Here is a 19,259-nt window from a genome sequence, read left to right as displayed (position 1 = left end):
TACCAGGCCGGATGGAACGACTACGAAAGAATGCTGCCGCCGAAGTCGTCGTCATCGTCGTCCTGCGTGCGGCGGCGACGCGGGATCGGCTTCGGCTGAGGTGGATTCTGGGGCGGGTTCGCCTGCGCGGGCGGCGGAGCGGGATCGTCCTCCTCGGGGCCGAAGCGGTGGTGCCGCTCGGGCTCCGGCGGAGCGAGGTCCTCCTCCGGCGGAGCTTCCGGGAAGGTGCTCTGCGCTTCCGCGATCACCCTGTTCGCCGTCTCGTCACTGGTGCCGACGGTCTCGGCCATCGCCGCCTGCAGCAGTTCCGGGATCCGCGACTGCGCGAGCTGGACGAGGCGCATGACCTGCGCCGAGACCTCCGCCATCCGTTTGCCGCTCGCGGCTTCGGAGATGACGAGGTTCGTGAGGAGGCCCTTCGAGTCGATGGTGACCTCGATGGTGTTGTCCTTCGACCGCTCGGTCACCGTCTGACCCTGCATGCGGGCGGCCATCGCCTGATAGCGCGCGGCGGTCTCCTGGATCTGCTTCGTCCAGTTGTCCACCATGCGTTCGCTGGCGTCGACGTTGTCCGGCATCGGGACCCTTCCAAGCTGCGTGATGACGTCTTCACACTGACGGTCCGGAGAGGCCTCCGGTTCCGGGTGCGCTCGAAGTTTAGTTCCCGTCCGGTGTACCACCCTCCGCCGACAAAGTCGGCCCCGTCACGTAGTGAAAGGGCCCTCCACCGCACGAAGTGCGATGAAGAGCCCTTTCACGCCCTGCGAACTGCCGGGGTCAGAGGTTGCCTCGACGCTCCTGTTCACGCTCGATCGCTTCGAACAGGGCCTTGAAGTTGCCCTTCCCGAAGCCGAGCGAACCGTGCCGCTCGATGAGCTCGTAGAACACCGTCGGGCGGTCGCCGATCGGCTTGGTGAAGATCTGCAGCAGGTAGCCGTCCTCGTCGCGGTCGACCAGGATGCGGTGCTCCTTGAGCTTCTCGATCGGCACCCGGACCTCGCCGATCCGCGCGCGCAGCTCAGGGTCGTCGTAGTAGGAGTCCGGGGTGTCGAGGAACTCGACGCCCGCCGCGCGCATCGCCTTCACCGTCGTGACGATGTCGTTGGTGGCCAGCGCGATGTGCTGGCAGCCCGCGCCGCCGTAGAACTCGAGGTACTCGTCGATCTGCGACTTCTTCTTCGCGATCGCCGGCTCGTTCAGCGGGAACTTGACGCGGTGGTTGCCGTTGGAGACCACCTTGCTCATCAGCGCCGAGTACTCGGTCGCGATGTCGTCGCCGACGAACTCCGCCATGTTCACGAAGCCCATGACGCGGTGGTACCAGTCGACCCAGTAGTCCATCTTGCCGAGTTCGACGTTGCCGACGCAGTGGTCGACGGCCTGGAACAGCCGCTTCGGCGCGCCTTCGGGCCGGACGATCTTGCTCTCGCGCGGCTCGTAGCCGGGCAGGTAGACACCGGTGTACTTCGACCGGTCGATCAGCGTGTGGCGGGTCTCGCCGTAGGTCGCGATCGCGGCGATGCGGACGGTGCCGTGCTCGTCGGAGACGTCGTGCGGCTCTTCGAGGACGGTGGCGCCCTGCGCGCGGGCGTGGTCGATGCACTTGTCGACGTCGGCGACCTCGAGGGCGAGGTCGATGACGCCGTCGCCGTGACGGCGGTGGTGGTCGAGCAGCGCGGAGTCGGGCTTGACGCCACCGGTGATCACGAAGCGGGCCGAGCCCGACTTCAGCACGAACGACTTGCGCTCGAAGTTCCCGGTTTCGGGGCCGGAGTACGCGATGAGCTGCATGCCGAACGCGACCTGGTAGAACCAGGCGGTCTGCGTGGCGTTGCCCGCGATGAACACCACCGCGTCCATCGACTTCACCGGGAAGGGGTCGGTCGAAGAGTCGTGGTCGACGAGGCCGACGAGCTGACGCAGCTGGTCGTAGCTCACGTCGTCAAGAGCACCCTGGGGTTCCACTGTGTGCGTCATGCCCTGAAGCATCCGAGGGCGTGACAAAATGTGCAATGGTCAAAGATTTAGCTGCGCACTATGTCCAGTGAAAGGGCGGGAGGCGCAGTCAAAGTGGGCAACCTGCGTAGGAGGTAGGCACGATGTCGGACTCGCTCGACGCGCTGGACGCGCGGCTGTTGCTGTTGCTCACCGACTCGCCCCGGCTCGGCGTGCTCGAATGCGCCCGCCGTCTCGGCGTCGCGCGGGGCACGGTGCAGGCGAGGCTGGACCGGCTGACCGAACGCGGGATCCTCGGCGGGTTCCCGCCCGAACTCGACCTGGCGGCGATGGGCTACGGCCTCACCGCGTTCGCCGTACTGGAGATCGCGCAGGGCCGCCGGTCCGAGGTCGCGGAGGCGCTGTCCGCGATCGACGAGGTCTGCGAAGTCCACGCGACGACCGGGCAGGGCGATCTCTTCGTGCGGATGGTGGCGCGTAACAACGACGACCTGCAGCGCGTGGTGGACGAGGTGGTCGGCGCGCCGTACGTGCGGCGGACGTCGACGTCGATCGCGTTGTCGACGCCGGTTCCGCCGCGCGTACGGCCGCTGCTCGAACGGCTGGCGAGGAGCTAGCCCACCTGGCTCAGGTACCGCTTCGCCGACCGCTGGACCGCCTCGTGCCCGTCCGTGCGGATGATCGCGTCCCACCAGGCGCCGTAGATCGCCTCGAACGCGTACGGTTCGAGCAGTTCGGCCGCGCGGCGGACGACCTCGGGGCGCTCCGGGATCAGGTTCGGGTAGCTGTACATCATGCCGACGAAGCGGCGGTCCGGGATGACCTGCAGGATGTCGCCCGAGAGCACCGCGCCGCGGCCGTTCTCCCCGGCGGGCCAGTGCAGCACGGTGCCGCCGGCGAAATGCACGCCGAGGTTGATGAGCCGCAGGCCGGGGGCGACGTCGAGGGTCGTCCCGCTCCACAGCTTGATCGCCGGATCCGGCCTGCCGATCCACTGCTGGTCGCCCTCGTGCAGGTAGATGGGCGCGTCGAAGGCGTGAGCCCACTCGACCATGGTGGTGTAGTAGTGCGGGTGGCTGATCGCGATGCCGGTGAGCCCGCCGAGGTCACGGACCTTGGCGACGAGGTCGTCGTCGATGAAGCCCGCGCAGTCCCACAGGAAGTTGCCGGATTCGGCCTTGACCAGCAGCGCGCGCTCGCCGATGGCGAAGTTGGGAGTGGACCCGACTCCGATGAGGCCGGGCCCCTGCTCCTCGATGCGTGCCTGATACGTCCCGCTCGCGCGGACGGCGTTCAGATCGGTCCACCGCTGTCCGGCCTGCGGGATGTACTGACGTTCGTCCTCGCAGATCGGGCAGTCGGACCGGGGTTTCGCGTACTGCATGCCGCAGGCGACGCAGATGGGGTGTTCGCTCATCGTTTCCCTCCAGAATTCTCCGGAGGTCACGCTAACGGCTCATATGCGCGCCCGGCCATGCAGTGTCGATTGTCGCGCGCTGACGAAAACTCGCCGAAGAGGCGCCGGTTCGCAGTCGAACTCGCGCTGCGTGGAGGGCGCCTCTTCATCGAGTTTCCGGGGCCTTCGGCCGCAAGCGGCGCGCGACGGGTGAAGTCTCCGCCGGGCGCTGGACGCCCTTGGGGAGACCAGCGGCGCACTTACTTGCCGGTGTACGGCACGGCCTTGACGAGCGTCACCTTCTGGATGCTGCCGTTGGGCAGCTCGTACTCGCGGGTCTCGCCCTCTTTGGCGCCGAGCAGCGCCTTGCCGAGCGGTGACTCCGGCGAGTAGACGTCGAGGTCGCCCTCGGTGCCCTCTTCGCGGGTCGCCAAGAGGAAGTTCTCGTCCTCGTCGTCACCGTCGTAACGCACGGTGAGGACCTTGCCCGGTCCGGCGCTGCCGTCGTTGGCGGGCGGCTCGCCCACCTTGGCCGAGCGGAGGAGCTCCTGGAGGTGGCGGATGCGGGCCTCGTGCTGGCCCTGCTCCTCGCGGGCGGCGTGGTAGCCGCCGTTCTCCTTGAGGTCGCCCTCTTCCCGGCTGTCGTTGATCTTCGCAGCGATGACCGGGCGGAGCTCGATGTAGTGGTCGAGTTCCTGCTTGAGCCTGTCGTAGGCATCCTGGGTCAGCCAGGTCACCTTTGTGTCGCTCACGGTCACCATCTCCTAGTAGGGCCTGCCAGGCTTGGGTGTACAAGCCGGCCACCGGACCGGCATGGCGCGCCGGCCTGGCTGAGATAAAGGAAAAACACGGCCCGTCTTGGGCCGTGCCGGTAGATCAGAGTAACACGGCGCGAGGCATCGCCGCCGGTGGAATTCGGTCGCGCCTCGGCGTTGGGCGCCTGTTTCACCCCGTTGGCCGCTATGGCCTTGACAGGTACCGTGGTACGTCGTATGAGCATCCGAAGATATCAGCCGTGACCGGCCTTCCGATGCTCTTGATGGTGGTCGTCACCCGGCTGTTCTTCGAACCAGGCTGAATGAGGACCTCTTTACGGCCGCTTTCCGCGCCGGCCTTGTCACGGACCCGGACGACGCACACACCGGGCCGGTTCACATCGTCCCTGGTCACGTTGATGGTGATCTCCATCGCGTCGCCCGGTTTCTCGTCGAACGAGACGCGTTCTCCCTCGATGGGCGCGCTGCCGAAGTTCGTGTACGCGACATAGGCGATCCCGCCGCTGACCAGCAGCGCGATCACGCCGAACACCAGCCGCCGCCAGCGGGCGGGCTTCGCGGCACGGGTTTTGCCGTACCGGTCTCCCGGCACGTCCGTCCGGGTGTTTTCCGCGGTGGGAGCGTCCTGTCCCGTGCTCAACCCGGGCCTCCCGGTTGGTGTCGTCGTGCTCGCAGGGACAATGGGGGCGTATGCGAGTGGTTCCCCTCGAGTATCCGCGCCCGGCCGGGCGGCCCGTCAGGCAGGGTCTGGAGGGGAATAGGGAACGAGAAGGGGACGTTCGGAGCATGGTGTCTGCCGATGAACCGCCGAAGTCACGCCTCCGCCTGATGGCGGTGCACGCGCACCCCGACGACGAGTCGAGCAAGGGTGCCGCCACCATGGCCAGGTACGCCGCCGAAGGGCACGAGGTCATGGTCGTGACCTGCACCGGCGGCGAAGCGGGCAGTGTGCTGAACCCGGCCATGGACCGTCCCGAAGTACTGGCCAACATGACCGAGATCCGCCGGGAGGAGATGGCCCGCGCGGCCAAGATCCTCGGCGTGAGCCACACCTGGCTCGGGTTCATCGACTCGGGCCTGCCCGAGGGCGACCCGCTTCCGCCGGTGCCCGAGGGCTCGTTCGCGGTCATCCCGCTCGAAGAGTCCACCGGTGCCCTGGTGAAGGTCATCCGCGAGTTCCGCCCGCACGTGATCGTCACCTACGACGAGAACGGCGGGTACCCGCACCCCGATCACATCCGCACGCACGAGATCTCGGTCGCGGCCTTCGACGCCGCGGGCGAGGCGGAGCGGTACCCGGAGGCGGGCGAGCCGTGGCAGCCGATGAAGCTGTACTACGTGCACGGGTTCTCGCGCGCCAGGATGACCGTGTTCCACGAGGCCCTGCTCGCGCGCGGCCTCGAGTCGCCGTACGAGGAGTGGCTCAAGTCGTGGGACCCGGACAAGGCCGACGTCATGGAGCGGGTGACCACGCGCGTCGAATGCGGCGAGTACTTCGAGCAGCGTGACGAGGCGCTCAAGGCGCACGCCACCCAGATCGACCCGAACAGCCGCTGGTTCGCCGTCCCGCGCGACCTGCAGCGCGAGGTCTGGCCGACCGAGGAGTACGAGCTGGTCCGCTCACTGGTGGACAGCACCCTGCCGGAGGACGATCTGTTCGCCGGCTTGAAGGAGGGTTAGATGAGTTTCGTGGTGCCGGCGTTCGCCGTCGTTCCGGTGACGGTGTCGTCGCAGTTCCTGGCGCAGCAGCCGGGCAACGGCGACAACGGCGGCCAAGGTGAGGACTTCGGCAAGTCGTCGCCGGTGGGTTTCCTGATCCTGATCCTGTTCCTGATCGCCGTCGCGCTGCTGGTGCGGTCGATGACCAAGCACCTGAAGCGGCTGCCGGAGAGCTTCGACGAGCCCGCCTCCGCTTCGGAGGCTCCTGCTGAGGAGGCCACCGAGGCGCCGAAGGCCGACGCGGAGGCGCCCGCGGCGAAGGTCGAGAAACCGACCGCCAAGTCCGACTGAAGTGTCATGAAAGGGTCGTTCAGGACATAAAGTGTCTTGAACGACCCTTTCATGACATTCGGGAAGCGCGTCAGAGGCGCGGATCGACCGGATCCGACTCCAGTGCCAGCACGGCGAACACGCACTCGTGCACCCGCCACAGCGGTTCCCCGCGCGCAAGCCGCTCCAGCGCCTCCAGCCCCAGCGCGTACTCGCGCGACGCCAGTGCCCGCTTCCGGTTGAGTCCCCGCTTGCGCAGGCGCGAGAGGTTCTCCGGCAGCGTGTAGTCCGGCCCGTAGATGATCCGCAGGTATTCGCGCCCGCGCACCTTCACCCCGGGCTGCACCAGCCCGCGCGCGCCGCGTGTGAGGTTCGCCGCCGGTTTGACGACCATGCCCTCGCCGCCCGCGCCGGTCAGCTCCAGCCACCACTCGACGCCGCGTGCCACCGACGCCGGGTCGGTGGTGTCGACGGCGAGTGTCCGCGTGCGCGTGAACCGGTCGCCGGTGAGCCGGTCCAGCAGCGAAAGGTGCCACTCGTGCGGCCGGTCGTGGTACGCGTGGCCCTCCGACGCCAGGAGCTGGAACGGTGCCAGCCGGACGCCGTCGAGGCCGTCGGTCGGCCAGCAGTAACGCCGGTACGCCTGCCGGTACGCGTCCACAGTGGACTCGCGAGTCCGGGTGCGGGCCAACAGTTCCGACACGTCGATCCCGCGAGCGGCGGCCGCGTCCAGTGACTCGACGGCGGCCGGCAGCACGGACTGCGCCGCCGCGCCGACGGCCGCGTACTGGCCCGAGATCAGCGACCCCGCTTTCGCGCTCCACGGCAGCAACTCCGCGTCGAGCAGCAGCCAGCCGGTGTCCAGTTCCTCGAACAGCTCCGACGCCGCTTCGCGCACATCGGCGAGCAGCCGCGCGTTCTGGTCCGGGGTGAAGAACGGTCGGCCGGTGCGGGTGTAGACCGCGCCGGGACCTTGGATCCCGAACCGCGCGGGAGCCACGTCGTCGTCACGGCACACGAGCACGACGGCCCGCGAACCCATGTGCTTCTCCTCGCACAGGACGTGATCGACACCCGCCGCACGGAACTCGGCGAATGCCTCCTCGGGATGTTCGAGGTAGCCGTCCGCGGCGGACGTCGAACACGGCGCCATGGTCGGTGGCAGGTACGGCAGCCAGCGCGGGTCGACGGCGAAGCGGCTCATCACCTCGAGCGCCGCCGCCGACTGTTCGGCGGAGACCCCGACCCGGCCGTGGTGCCGGGTCTCGACGATCCGCTTCCCCGTGACATCGCCCAGTTCCAGCACCGCGGGCTCGCGTCCGCCCAGCGGGCGCGCCGGTTCGAGCGGCCGGGCCGGTTCGTACCAGACCTTCTTCGCCTTCACCGAGACGACTTCCCGCTCCGGGTAACGCAAAGCGGTCAGCTTGCCGCCGAACACGCAGCCCGTGTCGAGACACATGGTCCCGTTGATCCACTCCGGCTCCAACGTCGGCGTGTGTCCATAAAGGACCATCGCCTTGCCGCGGTAGTCGCGTGCCCACGGCAATCGCACCGGCAGGCCGTACTCGTCGGTCTCGCCGGTGGTGTCGCCGTACAGCGCGGTGCTCCGCACCCGGCCGGACGCACGACCGTGGAACTTCTCGGGCAGGCCCGCGTGCGCGACGACGAGGTTGCCGCCGTCGAGGACGTAGTGCGCGATGAGTCCTTCGCAGAAGGCGTGCGCCTTCGCGCGGAAGTCCTCGTCCTGCGCGGAAAGCTGCTCCAGCGACTCCGCGAGGCCGTGCGTGGTCTTGACGTTGCGCCCGTTCAGCGCGCGGACCAGCTTCTGCTCGTGGTTCCCGCAGACGACCAGCGCGCTGCCCGCCTCGGCCATCGCCATCACGCGGCGCAGCACGCCCGGCGTGTCGGGGCCGCGGTCGACCAGGTCGCCGACGAACACGGCGGTCCGTCCCTCCGGGTGCACGCCGTCGACGTACCCCAGTTCGGCGAGCAACTCGTCCAGTTCCTCGCGGCAGCCGTGGACGTCGCCGATGACGTCGAACGGTCCGGTCAGGTCGCGGCGGTCGTTGCGCAGCGGCTCGACGACGATCTCCGCCTCGGCGATCTCGGCCTCGCTCCGCAACACGTGCACGCGACGGAAACCCTCGCGCTCCAACGACTTCAGCGAGCGGTGCAGTTCACCGCGCTGACGCCGGACGACGTGCTCGCCGAAGTCGCGGTCGGGCCGGGCCGCGTTGCGTTCCTGACAGACCTTCACGGGTAGATCCAGCACGATCGCCGTCGGCAGGACGTCGTACTCCTTCGCCAGCTTCAGCAGGCTCGCCCGCGACGCGCGTTGGACGTTCGTCGCGTCGATGACGGTGATCCGTCCCGCTTCGAGCCGCTTCGCCGCGACGTAGTGGAGCACGTCGAAAGCGGCGCCCGAGGCGCTCTGGTCGTTCTCGTCGTCGGCCACCAGGCCGCGGAAGTAGTCGCTGGACAGTACTTGGGTGGGCGCGAAATGCGTCCGCGCGAAGGTCGACTTGCCGGAGCCGGAGGCGCCGACGAGCACGACGAGGGACATGTCGGGAATGGTCAGTTTCATGCCACGGCCTCCTTCCGAGACGTGAAGACCGCCATTTGGGTCGGCGGTCCTGATTCCTGGGACTCCTGTCCCACCGGCAGGTGGCGGACGTCGTAGCCGCGCCGTGCCGCGACTCCTTCGGCCCAGGTGCGGAACTGCTCGCGTGTCCACTCGAAACGGTGGTCGGCGTGCCGGAACCGGCCTTCTTCGAGGAATTCGAAGTGCCGGTTGTACTCGGCGTTCGGCGTCGTGACGAGGACCGTCCGCGGCGCGGCGACCCCGAACACGGCGTGCTCCAGCGCGGGAAGGCGCTCCTCGTCGACGTGCTCGATCACCTCCATGAGCACGGCCGCGTCGTAGCCGGCCAGCGACGGATCCGCGTAGGTCAGCGCGGACTGCTTCAGGGTGATCCGTGTCTTGTCCTTAAGCCGCTTTTCGGCGATGTCGAGCGCGCTCGCGGACACGTCGACACCGACGATTTCGGTGAACGACGGCTCCTTCTGCAGCACGCGCAGCAACGCGCCACCACCGCAGCCGAGGTCGAGCACGCGCCGCGCGCCCGCCGCCCGGAGCGCCGCGAGCACACTGCCCTGACGCTGGACGGCCAGCGGTTCGGGCCGGTCCGGCAGCTCGGTGACCCGGGCCTCGGCTTCGGCGGGCACGTCGTCCGCCTCGGCGAGCCGGTCGAGCGCGTACGAGACGATCGGGCGACGGCGTTCGAGGTACCGGTTGGTGATCAGGTCGCGTTCCGGATGCGCGGCGAGCCAGCCTTCGCCGACACGAAGCAGCTTGTCCGCTTCGTCCTGGCCGATCCAGTAGTGCTTGTCGCCGTCCAGGGCGGGCAGCAGGACGTACAGGTGCCGCAACGCGTCGACGACACGCTGGGTGCCGGTCAGCCGGAGATCGACGTAGCGGGAATCGCCCCACTGCGGGAACTCGGGGTCGAGCGGGATGACCTTCGCCTCGACCTGCCAGCCGAGCGGTTCGAAGAGCTTGTGGACGACCTCGGCGCCGCCGCGCGCCGTCAGCGACGGGACCCGGATCTCCAGGTCGAAGCGCTCGTCGACGAGTTCCGGCCGGTTCGCGCACCGGCCGGCCAGCGCCGTGGTGAAGGCGGCCCGCAGCGCCACCGCCAAATACGAGCCGCCCGCGTACGGACGGTCGTTGACGTACTGGGTCAGCGACGTGCCGCCACCGCGCACGAGGTCGACCGGGTCGATCTCGACCAGCAGCGCGACGGTGCAGCGTTCGCCGGACGCCTCCGGGTAGAAGACGTGCGCCGTCCCGGCCGAGAGCGTGAGCGATTGCGCCTTCTCCGGATGCTTGTGCAGGAGAAAGCCGAGGTCGGTGGCCGGGTTCCGGGTGGTGGTCATGGTCAGGAGCACCGGACGAGTGTCGCGCAGACGGCCGTTCTGCGCCCCCGCTTTTCCGCATGCGACCCTGGTGACATGTCGAACCGCCTGAAGGCCGCGACCAGTCCGTACCTGCTGCAGCACGCCGAGAACCCGGTGGACTGGTGGCCCTGGGGCGAGGAGGCGCTGGCGGAGGCGAAGCGGCGGAACGTGCCGATCCTGCTTTCGGTCGGCTACGCGGCTTGCCACTGGTGCCACGTCATGGCGCACGAGTCCTTCGAGGACGAAGCCACCGCGACGCTGATGAACGCGAACTTCGTCAACATCAAGGTGGACCGCGAGGAGCGCCCGGACATCGACTCGGTGTACATGGCGGCCACGCAGGCGATGACCGGCCAGGGCGGCTGGCCGATGACGTGTTTCCTGACGCCGGAGGGGGAGCCGTTCCATTGCGGCACCTACTATCCGCCGTCGCCGCGGCCGGGGATGCCGTCGTTCTCGCAGCTGCTCGTCGCGGTCGCCGAGGCCTGGGGCGAGCGCCCGGACGAGCTGCGTTCCGGCGCCCGGCAGATCATCGCCCACCTCACGGAGAAGAGCGGGCCGCTCCCTGAGTCCGTTGTGGACGGTGCGGCATTGGACGCCGCGGTCGCCACACTGCGCAAGGAGTTCGACACCGGCAACGGCGGATTCGGTGGAGCGCCGAAGTTCCCGCCGACGATGGCGTTGAACTTCCTGCTCCGCCACCACGAGCGCACCGGCTCCGACCTCGCCATGGTCGAGCACGCCGCCGAGGCGATGGCGCTGGGCGGGTTGAACGACCAGCTCGCGGGTGGTTTCGCGCGGTACTCGGTCGACGCGCGCTGGGAAGTGCCGCACTTCGAGAAGATGCTGTACGACAACGGTTTGCTCCTGCGGTTCTACGCGCAGTTCCACGGCGTGACCGGGCACGAGTACGCGCGGCGGGCGGTCGAAGAGACGGCGGAGTTCCTGCTGCGCGACCTCGGGACGGCCGAAGGCGGATTCGCCGCGTCGCTCGACGCGGACACCGATGGCGTCGAAGGACTCACCTATGTCTGGACGCCCGCGCAGCTCGCGGACGTCCTCGGCGAGGAGGACGGCGCCTGGGCGGCCGAGTTGTTCCAGGTGACCGAGCGAGGCAATTTCGAACATGGCGCCTCGACGCTGCGGCTGCGCGAACCGCATCCAGAGGACGAAACGCGTTATGAGCGAGTCCGCCGTGCGTTGCTGGCCGCGCGCAACGAGCGACCCCAGCCCGCCCGCGACGACAAGGTGATCGCCGCGTGGAACGGGCTCGCGATCGGCGCGCTCGCCAAGGCGGGCTCGCGACTCGATCGTCCACAGTGGATCGAAGCGGCGGCTCGCGCGGCGGCCTTCCTGATGGACACCCATTTCGTGGACGGACGCCTGCGCCGGACTTCCCGCGACGGCGTCGTCGGCACGACGGCAGGGGTGCTGGAGGACTACGCGTGCCTCGCCGAGGGGCTGCTCGAACTCCACCAGTCGACCGGGGAACCGCGATGGCTCGCCGACGCCGTCACCTTGCTGGACCTGGCGCTGGCCCATTTCGGCGTCCCGGACTCGACGGGCGCGTACTACGACACGGCCGACGACGCGGAAGTCCTGGTGCAGCGGCCTTCCGACCCGACCGACAACGCGAGCCCGTCGGGAGCCTCGGCCTTGGCGAACGCCTTGCTGACCGCGTCGGTCCTGGCCGGGCACGACCGGGTGGGCCGCTACCGCGAGGCGGCCGAGCAGGCGCTCGCCCGGGCGGGACGGCTCGCCGCCCACGCGCCGCGGTTCGCCGGGCACTGGCTCACGGTGGCCGAAGCCGCCGCTGCCGGGCCGGTGCAGGTCGCCGTCGTCGGGCCGGACGCCGCTTCACGCGCGGACCTGCTGGCCGCGGCCGTCGCGTCGCTGCCCGACGGCGCCGTCGTCGTCAGCGGGACCCCGGATGCCGAAGGAGTGCCGCTGCTGGCCGATCGGCCGCTGGTCGACGGCGCCGCCGCCGCGTACGTGTGCCGCGGTTACGTCTGCGAGCGGCCCGTCACCACCGCCGGCGACCTGCGGTCTCAGCTCACCAATCCCACGCCATAGGGGCGAAGGCGCCGCCGCCGGTCTGCGGTGCCCCGACCGGCTTCATCGCGACCTGTGGCTTCGGCTTCGGCTTGGCCGACGTGGTCTTTGTGGGTTTCGGTGGCTTCGTGGTCGGCGGCGTTCCGATGATGGTGAAAGTGCGAGAAGTCTTCGTGCCATCCGAGCAGGTGAATGTCGCCACGTACTTGCCCGGTGTCTTGCCGACCTTGCCGTAGCCTGCGGCCTTCCCCCAGTTGCCGCCGATCGTCCACTGGAGCGGCGCCGCGAACCCCGGCGATGTCACCGGGGTCGCCGGTCCGCAGCCGCCCATCGCGGCCTTCGTCTCGGCGTAGATCTGCCCGCCGGGTTCGACTTCGGTCGGGGCCAAGAACCAGGACACGTCCTTGGCCTCCGCCGCCGGCATGGCCACGGCGAGCTGGGCCGCTCCGAGCACGAGAGCGCCGATCATGGCTTTCTTCAACATGAGGTCCCCTTCCCTGTCGACTGCTGGTGGGAACACGTCCGCGCAGGTCGTCAGGTTGCCCCGGGTTTCGCCGGGGGAGAACACCCGTGAGTATCGCCCGTTGCGCGCGTAACGTCGATTGCGTTGTAATCATGTAATCGAGGAGGCGGGTCAGATGGGACGCGGAAGCTGGAAGGGCCGGGGCGGCTGGCAGCAGGCGGACATCCCGGCGGCGGACGACGCGGCCGCGTGGTTCGGCGGCAGGCTCCCCGACGGCTGGTTCACCGGCGACCCCGAGGTCACGGTGGATCGGGAAGAGATCGTGATCGTCGGCGAACTCCAGCCGCTCACCGGCGAGTACGCCGACGACGCCGCCCGCGCGGCGGCCGAGGACGGCCGGATCAGCCGGTTCCGCGAGGAGACCCGCGACGAGCGGATCGAGATCGCGCGCCAGGCCGAGCACCGTTATCAGCGCAAGGTCGCGTGGGGCGCGAGCCTCGGCGGCACACGGCATCTGTTCACCACGCATTCGGCGCCGGTCATGACCAGGCTGCGGCAGCCGGAACGCCTGGTGCTCGACACCCTCGTCGACGCGGGGGTCGCCCGGTCGCGGTCGGAGGCGCTCGCCTGGGCGGTCCGGCTGGTCGGGGAGCACGCGGACGCCTGGCTCGCCGAGCTCCGGGAGGCGATGACCAAGGTCGACGATCTCCGCTCACAGGGACCGGATCTTTCCTGAGGCCGGGGTCCGCCCGTAGAGTCGGGATTCCGCCGTCTTCACCGAAGTCCTCTTGCGAAAGAAGGCGTCATGGACGGCAGATTCTCCCGGCGTTGGCTGCTCAAGGGCGGTCTCGTGGTGGCCGCGAGCCCACTGCTCGCGCCCACCGCCTCGGCGGCCCCGGCCCTGCCCTGGCCCGCGGCCGAAGACATCGTCGCGCGGACGAAACGGCCGGTTTTCCCGGACCGGACCTTCTCCGTGCTCGATTTCGGTGCCAGGGGTGACGGGAAGACCGACAACACCGCGGCGATCAGGAAGGCGATCGAGACGGCCAACGCGCGCGGCGGTGGGCACGTCGTCGTGCCGAAGGGCACCTTCGTCACCGGTGCGGTGTACCTCAAGAGCAACGTGGACCTGCGTCTCGCGGCGGGCGCCGTGCTCGCGTTCGGTTCCGACGCCTCGAAGTTCCCGAACGTGCTCACCCGCTACGAGGGCATCGAGTGTGTGAACCGCTCGCCGATGATCTACGCGTACAAGGAATCCAACATCGCGGTGACCGGCAAGGGCACCCTCGACGCGGCGGGCACGGCGTCCTGGAACAAGGGCAAGGATCGCGAATACCTGGAATCGCTGGTGGCCAAGGGAATCCCGCCGGAGCGGCGGATCGTTCCCGGCTCCGGGCACGCCATGCGCTCCACGTTCGTCGAGCCGTACTCGTGCGACACCGTGCTCATCGAAGGGATCACGCTGAAGAACCCGATGTTCTGGCAGCTGCATCCCACGCTGTGCCGGAACGTCACGATCGACGGCGTCCGCACGGACGCGAGCACCGCGCACTCCAACACCGACGCCTGCGATCCGGAGTCCTGCGACCACGTCGTGATCGTGAACTCCCACGTCGGCGCGCACGACGACAACATCGCGCTGAAGTCGGGCCGCGACGCCGACGGCCGCAGGATCGGCGTGCCGTGCCAGAACATCGTCGTCGCGAACTGCGTGATGGACGGCAACTGGGGCGCGATCACCTGCGGCAGCGAACAGACCGGCGGCATCCGGAACGTCTACGCGCACAAGCTCACCGTCACCGGCGAGACGAAGTACGGGCTGTACGTCAAGTCGAACACCTTGCGTGGCGGGTTCACCGAGAACGTGAACCTCGACAGTGTCTCCGGCACGTTCGTCCGCTCGGTCGTGTACGTGCTGCCGGACTACAACGGACAGACCGGCGCGTACGTCCCCCGGTTCGGGCCGTTCACCCTCAGCCGTTCCCGCGGCACGAAATGCGGTCAAGCGGCGTTCAACGTCCGAGGGTTGCCCAACTCACACGTTCGGGGTCTGCGGGTCAGTGATTGCCGCTTCGACGGCGTCGCGAACACGGAGAACACCCTGAAACACGTCGACGACCTGCGCTTCGAGAACACGACGATCAACGGGGAACCGGTCTGATTCGTCCTGCGCTTCCCGATGCGGTGCGGCACGCTGAACGCAGACCGCACCGCATCGGAGGAATCGTGGACACACCAGGACTTCCCGCGAAGATCGACCCGGACGTGCTGACCACCGTCCTCGATGGACGGTGGGCCGAACTCCGCCGCGCGGTCCGCGAACAGATGGCCGCTGAGGTCTTCGAAGACCCGGTCGATGTCGACACCGAAGCGCATCGCGCCCAGGTGCTCGAATGGCTGCGGTTGCTCGCCCGCACCGACCGGCCGGGGCTCGGCTTCGACCCGGCGTACGGCGGTGGCGGAGACGTCGGCGGCGCGTTGACGTCCTTCGAGATGCTGGGCTTCGGCGATCTCTCGCTGATGGTGAAGGCCGGTGTCCAATGGGGCCTGTTCGGCGGGGCGGTGCAGTTGCTCGGCACCGAACGCCACCACGAGCGGTATCTGCGTGAGATCAAGGATCTGGAGCTGCTGGGCTGTTTCGCGATGACCGAGCATGGCCACGGCTCGGACGTCCAGCATCTGCGCACCACCGCGACCTACGATCCGGCGACGCGCGAATTCGTCGTGCACACGCCGGACCGCGGCGCGATGAAGGAGTACATCGGCAACGCCGCCCGCGACGGCGAACTCGCGGTGGTGTTCGCGCAGCTGATCACCGGTGGCGAGTCGCGCGGGGTCCACGCGTTCCTGGTGCCGATCCGCGGTGAGAAGGCGCGCGGCGTCGAGATCGAGGACTGCGGCCGCAAGGCGGGCCTCAACGGCGTCGACAACGGGCGGCTCACCTTCGACCAAGTGCGGATTCCGCGCGAGGCGCTGCTCAACCGGTTCGGTGACGTCGCCGAGGACGGGACGTACACGAGCCCGATCGACAGCGACGGCCGCCGGTTCTTCACGATGCTCGGCACGCTCATCCGCGGCCGGGTCAGCGTCGCGGGCAGCGCCGGCAGCGCGACGAAACGCGCGTTGGCGCTGGCGATCCGCTACGGCGAGCAGCGACGGCAGTTCGCGCGGCCCGACGGCGAGGAGGTCGTGATCCTCGACTACCGCGCCCACCAGCGGAAACTGCTGCCCGCGCTGGCGACGTCGTACGCGCTGCACTTCGCGCAGGAAGAGCTCGTCTCGAAGCTGCACGACATCGCCGAGGACGCACCGGAGGAGGAGCAGCGAGAGCTGGAATCACGCGCCGCCGGCATCAAGGCCGTCACGACCTGGCACGCGACGGCGACCATCCAGGCGGCCCGAGAGGCCTGCGGCGGCTCCGGCTATCTCTCGGAGAACCTGCTCGCCGGGCTGAAGGCCGACACGGACGTCTTCACCACCTTCGAGGGTGACAACACCGTGCTGCTGCAGCTGGTCGCGAAGGGGTTGCTGACCAGCTACAAGGACCACTTCCAGGATCTCAGCCCGCTCGCGACCGCGCGGTTCGTGGCGGAACAGCTCGTCGAGGCCGTGATCGAACGGACGTCCGCGCGCAAGGTCGTCGAGCGGCTCACCGAAGCCGACGACGGCGACGTGCTCTACTCACGCGAATGGCACCTGAAGCTGTTCGAAGACCGCGAAGAGCATGTGCTTGCCGGCGTCGCGCAGCGCCTGCGTAAGGCGGGCTCGGATCCCTTCGGTGTCTTCAACGACGCGCAGGACCACGTGCTGCGGGCCGGGCGAGCGCACGTCGACCGGGTGGTGCTGGAAGCGTTCGTCGGCGCCATCGAACGCTGTGCCGACGCGGAGGCCCGTGAGCTGCTGGAGCGGGTCTGCGACCTCTACGCGCTCGCGAACATCGAGGCGGATCGCGGCTGGTTCCTCGAACACGGACGCCTGACGTCAGGGCGCTCGAAAGCCGTCACCGCCGCGGTGAACGCGCTGTGCGCCGACCTGCGCCCGCACGCGCGGACCCTCGTGGACGCCTTCGCTATCCCCGAGCCGTACCTAGCGGCTCCGATGCTGCGGGACTGACCTCGGCGCGCTGCTCGGCGAGCTCGGCCCGCAACGCCTTGACCTCGCGGGTCAGCTCGTCGAGATGCTCGCGGGTCACGGCCTGCGCGGTCTCGTCGGCCTCGGCGACCCGGCGGATCAGCCACGACGCGAGCGTCGCGGTGACCACGCCGAGCAGGGCGATCCCGGCCACCATGAGCCCGACCGCGACGATCCGGCCGGTGCCGCTGATCGGATAACGGTCCCCGTAGCCCACCGTGGTGATGGTCGTGATCGACCACCACACCGCGTCCGGGAAGTCGGTGATCGGCGCGTCGGGCTGGGTGCGCTCGGCGTCGAGCACGGCGAGCGCCGAACAGAAGACGATGAGCGCCGTCGCGCCGACCGTGTAGAGCACGACGCGGCCGCGCAGCGACAGGCCGGCGTTGCGGTTGAGGACGTTGAGCACCGTGACCAGCCGGAGCAGGCGCAGCTGCCGGATCAGCGGGAGCACGATGATCAGCAGGTCGAAGAGGTTGCTCTTCAGGAAGGCCCGTTTGTCCTCGGCGTGCTGGAGGCGGACGCCGTAATCCAGGGCGAAGACCGCCCACGCGAGCCAGGTGACGACCTCGCACCAGACCCGCCCGGTGTGCCCGAGCGAGGGCTGGAGGATCGGCCAGGCGTACGCGGCCAGGAACAGTACGGCGGCGGCGTTGAGCGGCCACTCCATCCGTTTTTCCCACATCGGACGTCTCCTCACCTGGCCTTTCCCAGGTGCGTACGTTAAGCGATGTCGAGGGCCGTTCCATAGAGCTTGTCGGTTTTGAGGGTGATGTAGAGCCGTCGCTCGGCCGCGATGGTCTCGAGGAACTCCGCCTCGTCGTCGGGCTTCTGCCGCTGCGCCGCCAGGTAGGCGAGACCGGCCGCGTCACCGGGTGTCCGCGTGACTTCGGAGAGTTCCGCTTTTCCTTCCACGACGGCGAAACTCCAGTGGTCGGCGCTGGAGACGTAGAGGGAGGCGGTCGGGTTGTTGCGCAGCTGCTTGACCTTCAGACGGTCTTCGGTCGTGCTGATCCGGATCTCGCGCGTCTCGGGGTCCCACGTGTAGACGACGGTGGAGAGATGCGGTCGGCCGTCACGCTTGACGGTCGCGAGGGCGCCGAAGGTGTGTCCGGCGAGGAAGTCGCTGAGGGCCGCGTCGTCGAGGCGGCGGGGCGGTGCGTTCTTGGCCATGCGGTGATCATGACCCGTGAGGCGGAGGCGCGGAAGAAGGCACTTTCTTGTGCCAGAGGGAACACGCTTGTGTCCGTCCTGGTCACGGGCGCTCGGCACGCTCGCTCCGGTGATCGAGTTTCCGCCGCGCAACTGCTGTACTCGGCCGATCGACCTTGTGAGGAGCCGACGTTGCCTGTTCGGGTTGTCGCCGAAGGAAACGGCTGGTCCGCGTTCATCCCGGGCGTCCCAGTGGCGGTGGACGGGGAATCCTTCGACGAGACGATCTGCGAGTTGGTCGATGCGCTACGGGCGTATGCCGAGGACTGGCAACTGAGGTTGCGAGATGCTCCGAACCATCGGGACAACCATGGTCTGGTTCAGCTGATCAAGAGAGGTGACGACGGTCAACTGCGCGACTGGCTCTCAACGGTCGTGGCTTCGCGTGATTGGACGGACGGCACGTGTGATCCGACGGACGACACACGTGATCAGATGGACGACACGCTCGCGGCGAAGCCTTCGCCGTGAGTCGTCCGCCCAGACACGCGTGCCGTCCGTCGGATCACGTGTGTCGTCCATCCAGTCACGCAAGACCGCCAGTAGGTCCTCAGGACACGATTGGCTCGAACCCGAATCGCCACTCACGAACCGACGCGAGCTAGGCGTACATGGCCAGCCAGATCGCGATGTAGTGCGAAACGGCGGCGAGAACAGTGCAGGCGTGGAAGTACTCGTGATACCCGAACGTGTCCGGGAAGTGGTTCGGCCACTTCACCGCGTAGAACACCGCGCCCAGTGTGTAGAACAGCCCGCCGACGCAGAGCAGGACGAGCGCCGCGACGCCGGCGTGCGTGGCCAGTTCGGGCAGGACGAAGACGGCGACCCAGCCCAGCGCGATGTAGATCGGCACGCCCAGCCAGCGTGGCGCGTTCGGCCACAGCATCTTCAGGGTGACGCCGCCGATCGCGCCGCCCCACACGATCGCGAGCACGATGTACCCGGTCGGCTGGGACATGGCCAGAAGGGTGAACGGCGTGTAAGTGCCGGCGATGAACAGGAAGATCATCGAATGGTCGGCGCGCTTCATCCATTCGTATGCTCGTGGGCTCCACAAGCGACGGTGGTACAGCGCGCTGACGCCGAAGACGCCGAGTACGGTCAGGCCGTAGACCGAAGTGGACAAAGCGGCGATACCCGACACAGTGGACGCCGCGAGGCTGATGAGGGTCGCGGCTCCGGCGACAGCGCCGAAGAAGGACCAGAAATGGATGTGCCCACGCAATCGAGGACGCGTGTCCACCACGGGCGCGGGGCCGGACGGCTGGGGTTCGGTCGCTACGCTCACTCTCTCAGGTTACGGCACCGTAGGTTTTTCGCCAGTGTC

General features: G+C 68.6%; 19 protein-coding genes. 8 read left to right on the top strand and 11 right to left on the bottom strand.

The window, feature by feature from the left end; all coding sequences use genetic code 11:
- Positions 1-20: 20 nt before the first annotated feature.
- A complete protein-coding gene (locus AORI_RS75625) occupies positions 21-578 on the bottom strand; it encodes a YbaB/EbfC family nucleoid-associated protein (RefSeq protein WP_016337202.1) in 558 nt (185 codons plus the stop codon).
- 199 nt (positions 579-777) lie between these two features.
- A complete protein-coding gene (hppD, locus tag AORI_RS75620; protein WP_043848382.1) occupies positions 778-1,977 on the bottom strand; it encodes a 4-hydroxyphenylpyruvate dioxygenase in 1,200 nt (399 codons plus the stop codon).
- Between the two features lie 122 nt (positions 1,978-2,099).
- Between hppD and AORI_RS75615 the strand changes: the two genes are divergently transcribed.
- Positions 2,100-2,573 carry an Lrp/AsnC family transcriptional regulator gene (locus tag AORI_RS75615; protein ID WP_016337200.1) on the top strand — a complete coding sequence of 158 codons (474 nt, stop codon included), beginning with the start codon at positions 2,100-2,102 and terminating at the stop codon, positions 2,571-2,573.
- On the opposite strand, the gene AORI_RS75610 is transcribed toward AORI_RS75615, so the two are convergent.
- The 3 genes from AORI_RS75610 to AORI_RS75600 all read right to left on the bottom strand — a co-directional run bounded on the left by AORI_RS75610 (position 2,570) and on the right by AORI_RS75600 (position 4,768).
- Entirely contained in the window at positions 2,570-3,373 is an 804-nt protein-coding gene (locus AORI_RS75610; RefSeq protein ID WP_016337199.1) for an MBL fold metallo-hydrolase, read from the bottom strand. The genes AORI_RS75615 and AORI_RS75610 overlap by 4 nt on opposite strands.
- A 239-nt stretch (positions 3,374-3,612) precedes the next feature.
- On the bottom strand, positions 3,613-4,113 hold the full coding sequence (gene greA, locus AORI_RS75605) for a transcription elongation factor GreA (RefSeq protein ID WP_016337198.1): 501 nt from the start codon (positions 4,111-4,113) through the stop codon (positions 3,613-3,615).
- A 199-nt stretch (positions 4,114-4,312) separates the two neighbouring features.
- Complete coding sequence (locus AORI_RS75600) at positions 4,313-4,768, bottom strand: DUF4307 domain-containing protein (RefSeq protein ID WP_016337197.1); 456 nt, start codon at positions 4,766-4,768, stop codon at positions 4,313-4,315.
- Between the two features lie 146 nt (positions 4,769-4,914).
- Between AORI_RS75600 and mca the strand changes: the two genes are divergently transcribed.
- Positions 4,915-5,808, top strand: a complete 894-nt coding sequence (mca, locus tag AORI_RS75595) for a mycothiol conjugate amidase Mca (protein ID WP_016337196.1) — start codon at positions 4,915-4,917, stop codon at positions 5,806-5,808.
- Complete coding sequence (locus tag AORI_RS75590; protein WP_016337195.1) at positions 5,809-6,138, top strand: hypothetical protein; 330 nt, start codon at positions 5,809-5,811, stop codon at positions 6,136-6,138.
- Between the two features lie 70 nt (positions 6,139-6,208).
- Here AORI_RS75590 and AORI_RS75585 read toward each other — a convergent pair whose 3' ends face one another.
- A complete protein-coding gene (locus AORI_RS75585; RefSeq protein ID WP_016337194.1) occupies positions 6,209-8,701 on the bottom strand; it encodes a polynucleotide kinase-phosphatase in 2,493 nt (830 codons plus the stop codon).
- Positions 8,698-10,065: a 3' terminal RNA ribose 2'-O-methyltransferase Hen1 gene (locus AORI_RS75580; protein ID WP_016337193.1), complete on the bottom strand. Its 1,368-nt coding sequence runs from the start codon at positions 10,063-10,065 to the stop codon at positions 8,698-8,700. The genes AORI_RS75585 and AORI_RS75580 overlap by 4 nt, the downstream gene beginning before the upstream one ends.
- A gap of 63 nt (positions 10,066-10,128) precedes the next feature.
- On the opposite strand from AORI_RS75580, the gene AORI_RS75575 reads away from it, so the two are divergent.
- The gene (locus AORI_RS75575; RefSeq protein ID WP_016337192.1) at positions 10,129-12,147 is read left to right on the top strand and encodes a thioredoxin domain-containing protein; all 2,019 of its coding nucleotides are present in this window, start codon (positions 10,129-10,131) and stop codon (positions 12,145-12,147) included.
- On the opposite strand, the gene AORI_RS75570 is transcribed toward AORI_RS75575, so the two are convergent.
- Positions 12,128-12,610, bottom strand: coding sequence for a hypothetical protein (locus AORI_RS75570; RefSeq protein WP_016337191.1), 483 nt, complete (start codon positions 12,608-12,610; stop codon positions 12,128-12,130). The two genes, AORI_RS75575 and AORI_RS75570, sit on opposite strands and share 20 nt — an antisense overlap.
- A gap of 154 nt (positions 12,611-12,764) precedes the next feature.
- Between AORI_RS75570 and AORI_RS75565 the strand changes: the two genes are divergently transcribed.
- The 3 genes from AORI_RS75565 (at position 12,765) to AORI_RS75555 (ending at position 16,702) form a co-directional block, all read left to right on the top strand.
- A complete protein-coding gene (locus AORI_RS75565) occupies positions 12,765-13,325 on the top strand; it encodes a hypothetical protein (RefSeq protein WP_016337190.1) in 561 nt (186 codons plus the stop codon).
- A 69-nt stretch (positions 13,326-13,394) separates the two neighbouring features.
- Entirely contained in the window at positions 13,395-14,750 is a 1,356-nt protein-coding gene (locus tag AORI_RS75560) for a glycoside hydrolase family 28 protein (RefSeq protein ID WP_016337189.1), read from the top strand.
- A 65-nt stretch (positions 14,751-14,815) separates the two neighbouring features.
- A complete protein-coding gene (locus tag AORI_RS75555) occupies positions 14,816-16,702 on the top strand; it encodes an acyl-CoA dehydrogenase family protein (RefSeq protein ID WP_016337188.1) in 1,887 nt (628 codons plus the stop codon).
- Here AORI_RS75555 and AORI_RS75550 read toward each other — a convergent pair.
- Positions 16,659-17,405, bottom strand: a complete 747-nt coding sequence (locus tag AORI_RS75550; protein ID WP_016337187.1) for a potassium channel family protein — start codon at positions 17,403-17,405, stop codon at positions 16,659-16,661. The genes AORI_RS75555 and AORI_RS75550 overlap by 44 nt on opposite strands.
- Positions 17,406-17,443: 38 nt before the next feature.
- Positions 17,444-17,893 carry a pyridoxamine 5'-phosphate oxidase family protein gene (locus tag AORI_RS75545; protein ID WP_016337186.1) on the bottom strand — a complete coding sequence of 150 codons (450 nt, stop codon included), beginning with the start codon at positions 17,891-17,893 and terminating at the stop codon, positions 17,444-17,446.
- 69 nt (positions 17,894-17,962) lie between these two features.
- Between AORI_RS75545 and AORI_RS84080 the strand changes: the two genes are divergently transcribed.
- Positions 17,963-18,403 (top strand): type II toxin-antitoxin system HicB family antitoxin, encoded by a 441-nt coding sequence (locus tag AORI_RS84080; protein WP_016337185.1) that lies wholly within the window; start codon positions 17,963-17,965, stop codon positions 18,401-18,403.
- A gap of 130 nt (positions 18,404-18,533) precedes the next feature.
- Here AORI_RS84080 and trhA read toward each other — a convergent pair whose 3' ends face one another.
- Positions 18,534-19,175 carry a PAQR family membrane homeostasis protein TrhA gene (trhA, locus tag AORI_RS75535; protein WP_037342457.1) on the bottom strand — a complete coding sequence of 214 codons (642 nt, stop codon included), beginning with the start codon at positions 19,173-19,175 and terminating at the stop codon, positions 18,534-18,536.
- Positions 19,176-19,259: the final 84 nt, after the last annotated feature.

Source organism: Amycolatopsis keratiniphila (assembly GCF_000400635.2).
GTDB classification, from domain to species: domain Bacteria; phylum Actinomycetota; class Actinomycetes; order Mycobacteriales; family Pseudonocardiaceae; genus Amycolatopsis; species Amycolatopsis keratiniphila.
Note: the sequence above shows the minus strand (reverse complement) of the source record. Positions and strands in the feature narration are given on the sequence as shown.

What these genes read in the sequence shown, in the direction of transcription:
- AORI_RS75570 (WP_016337191.1), bottom strand. Translation starts at nt 12,610, where the DNA reads ATGTTGAAGAAAGCCATGATCGGCGCTCTCGTGCTCGGAGCGGCCCAG.
- AORI_RS75545 (WP_016337186.1), bottom strand. Translation starts at nt 17,893, where the DNA reads ATGGCCAAGAACGCACCGCCCCGCCGCCTCGACGACGCGGCCCTCAGC.
- AORI_RS75550 (WP_016337187.1), bottom strand. Translation starts at nt 17,405, where the DNA reads ATGTGGGAAAAACGGATGGAGTGGCCGCTCAACGCCGCCGCCGTACTG.
- AORI_RS75560 (WP_016337189.1), top strand. Translation starts at nt 13,395, where the DNA reads ATGGACGGCAGATTCTCCCGGCGTTGGCTGCTCAAGGGCGGTCTCGTG.
- AORI_RS75615 (WP_016337200.1), top strand. Translation starts at nt 2,100, where the DNA reads ATGTCGGACTCGCTCGACGCGCTGGACGCGCGGCTGTTGCTGTTGCTC.
- AORI_RS75585 (WP_016337194.1), bottom strand. Translation starts at nt 8,701, where the DNA reads ATGAAACTGACCATTCCCGACATGTCCCTCGTCGTGCTCGTCGGCGCC.
- AORI_RS75590 (WP_016337195.1), top strand. Translation starts at nt 5,809, where the DNA reads ATGAGTTTCGTGGTGCCGGCGTTCGCCGTCGTTCCGGTGACGGTGTCG.
- AORI_RS75565 (WP_016337190.1), top strand. Translation starts at nt 12,765, where the DNA reads ATGGGACGCGGAAGCTGGAAGGGCCGGGGCGGCTGGCAGCAGGCGGAC.
- mca (WP_016337196.1), top strand. Translation starts at nt 4,915, where the DNA reads ATGGTGTCTGCCGATGAACCGCCGAAGTCACGCCTCCGCCTGATGGCG.
- hppD (WP_043848382.1), bottom strand. Translation starts at nt 1,977, where the DNA reads ATGACGCACACAGTGGAACCCCAGGGTGCTCTTGACGACGTGAGCTAC.
- AORI_RS75625 (WP_016337202.1), bottom strand. Translation starts at nt 578, where the DNA reads ATGCCGGACAACGTCGACGCCAGCGAACGCATGGTGGACAACTGGACG.
- greA (WP_016337198.1), bottom strand. Translation starts at nt 4,113, where the DNA reads ATGGTGACCGTGAGCGACACAAAGGTGACCTGGCTGACCCAGGATGCC.
- AORI_RS75610 (WP_016337199.1), bottom strand. Translation starts at nt 3,373, where the DNA reads ATGAGCGAACACCCCATCTGCGTCGCCTGCGGCATGCAGTACGCGAAA.
- AORI_RS75575 (WP_016337192.1), top strand. Translation starts at nt 10,129, where the DNA reads ATGTCGAACCGCCTGAAGGCCGCGACCAGTCCGTACCTGCTGCAGCAC.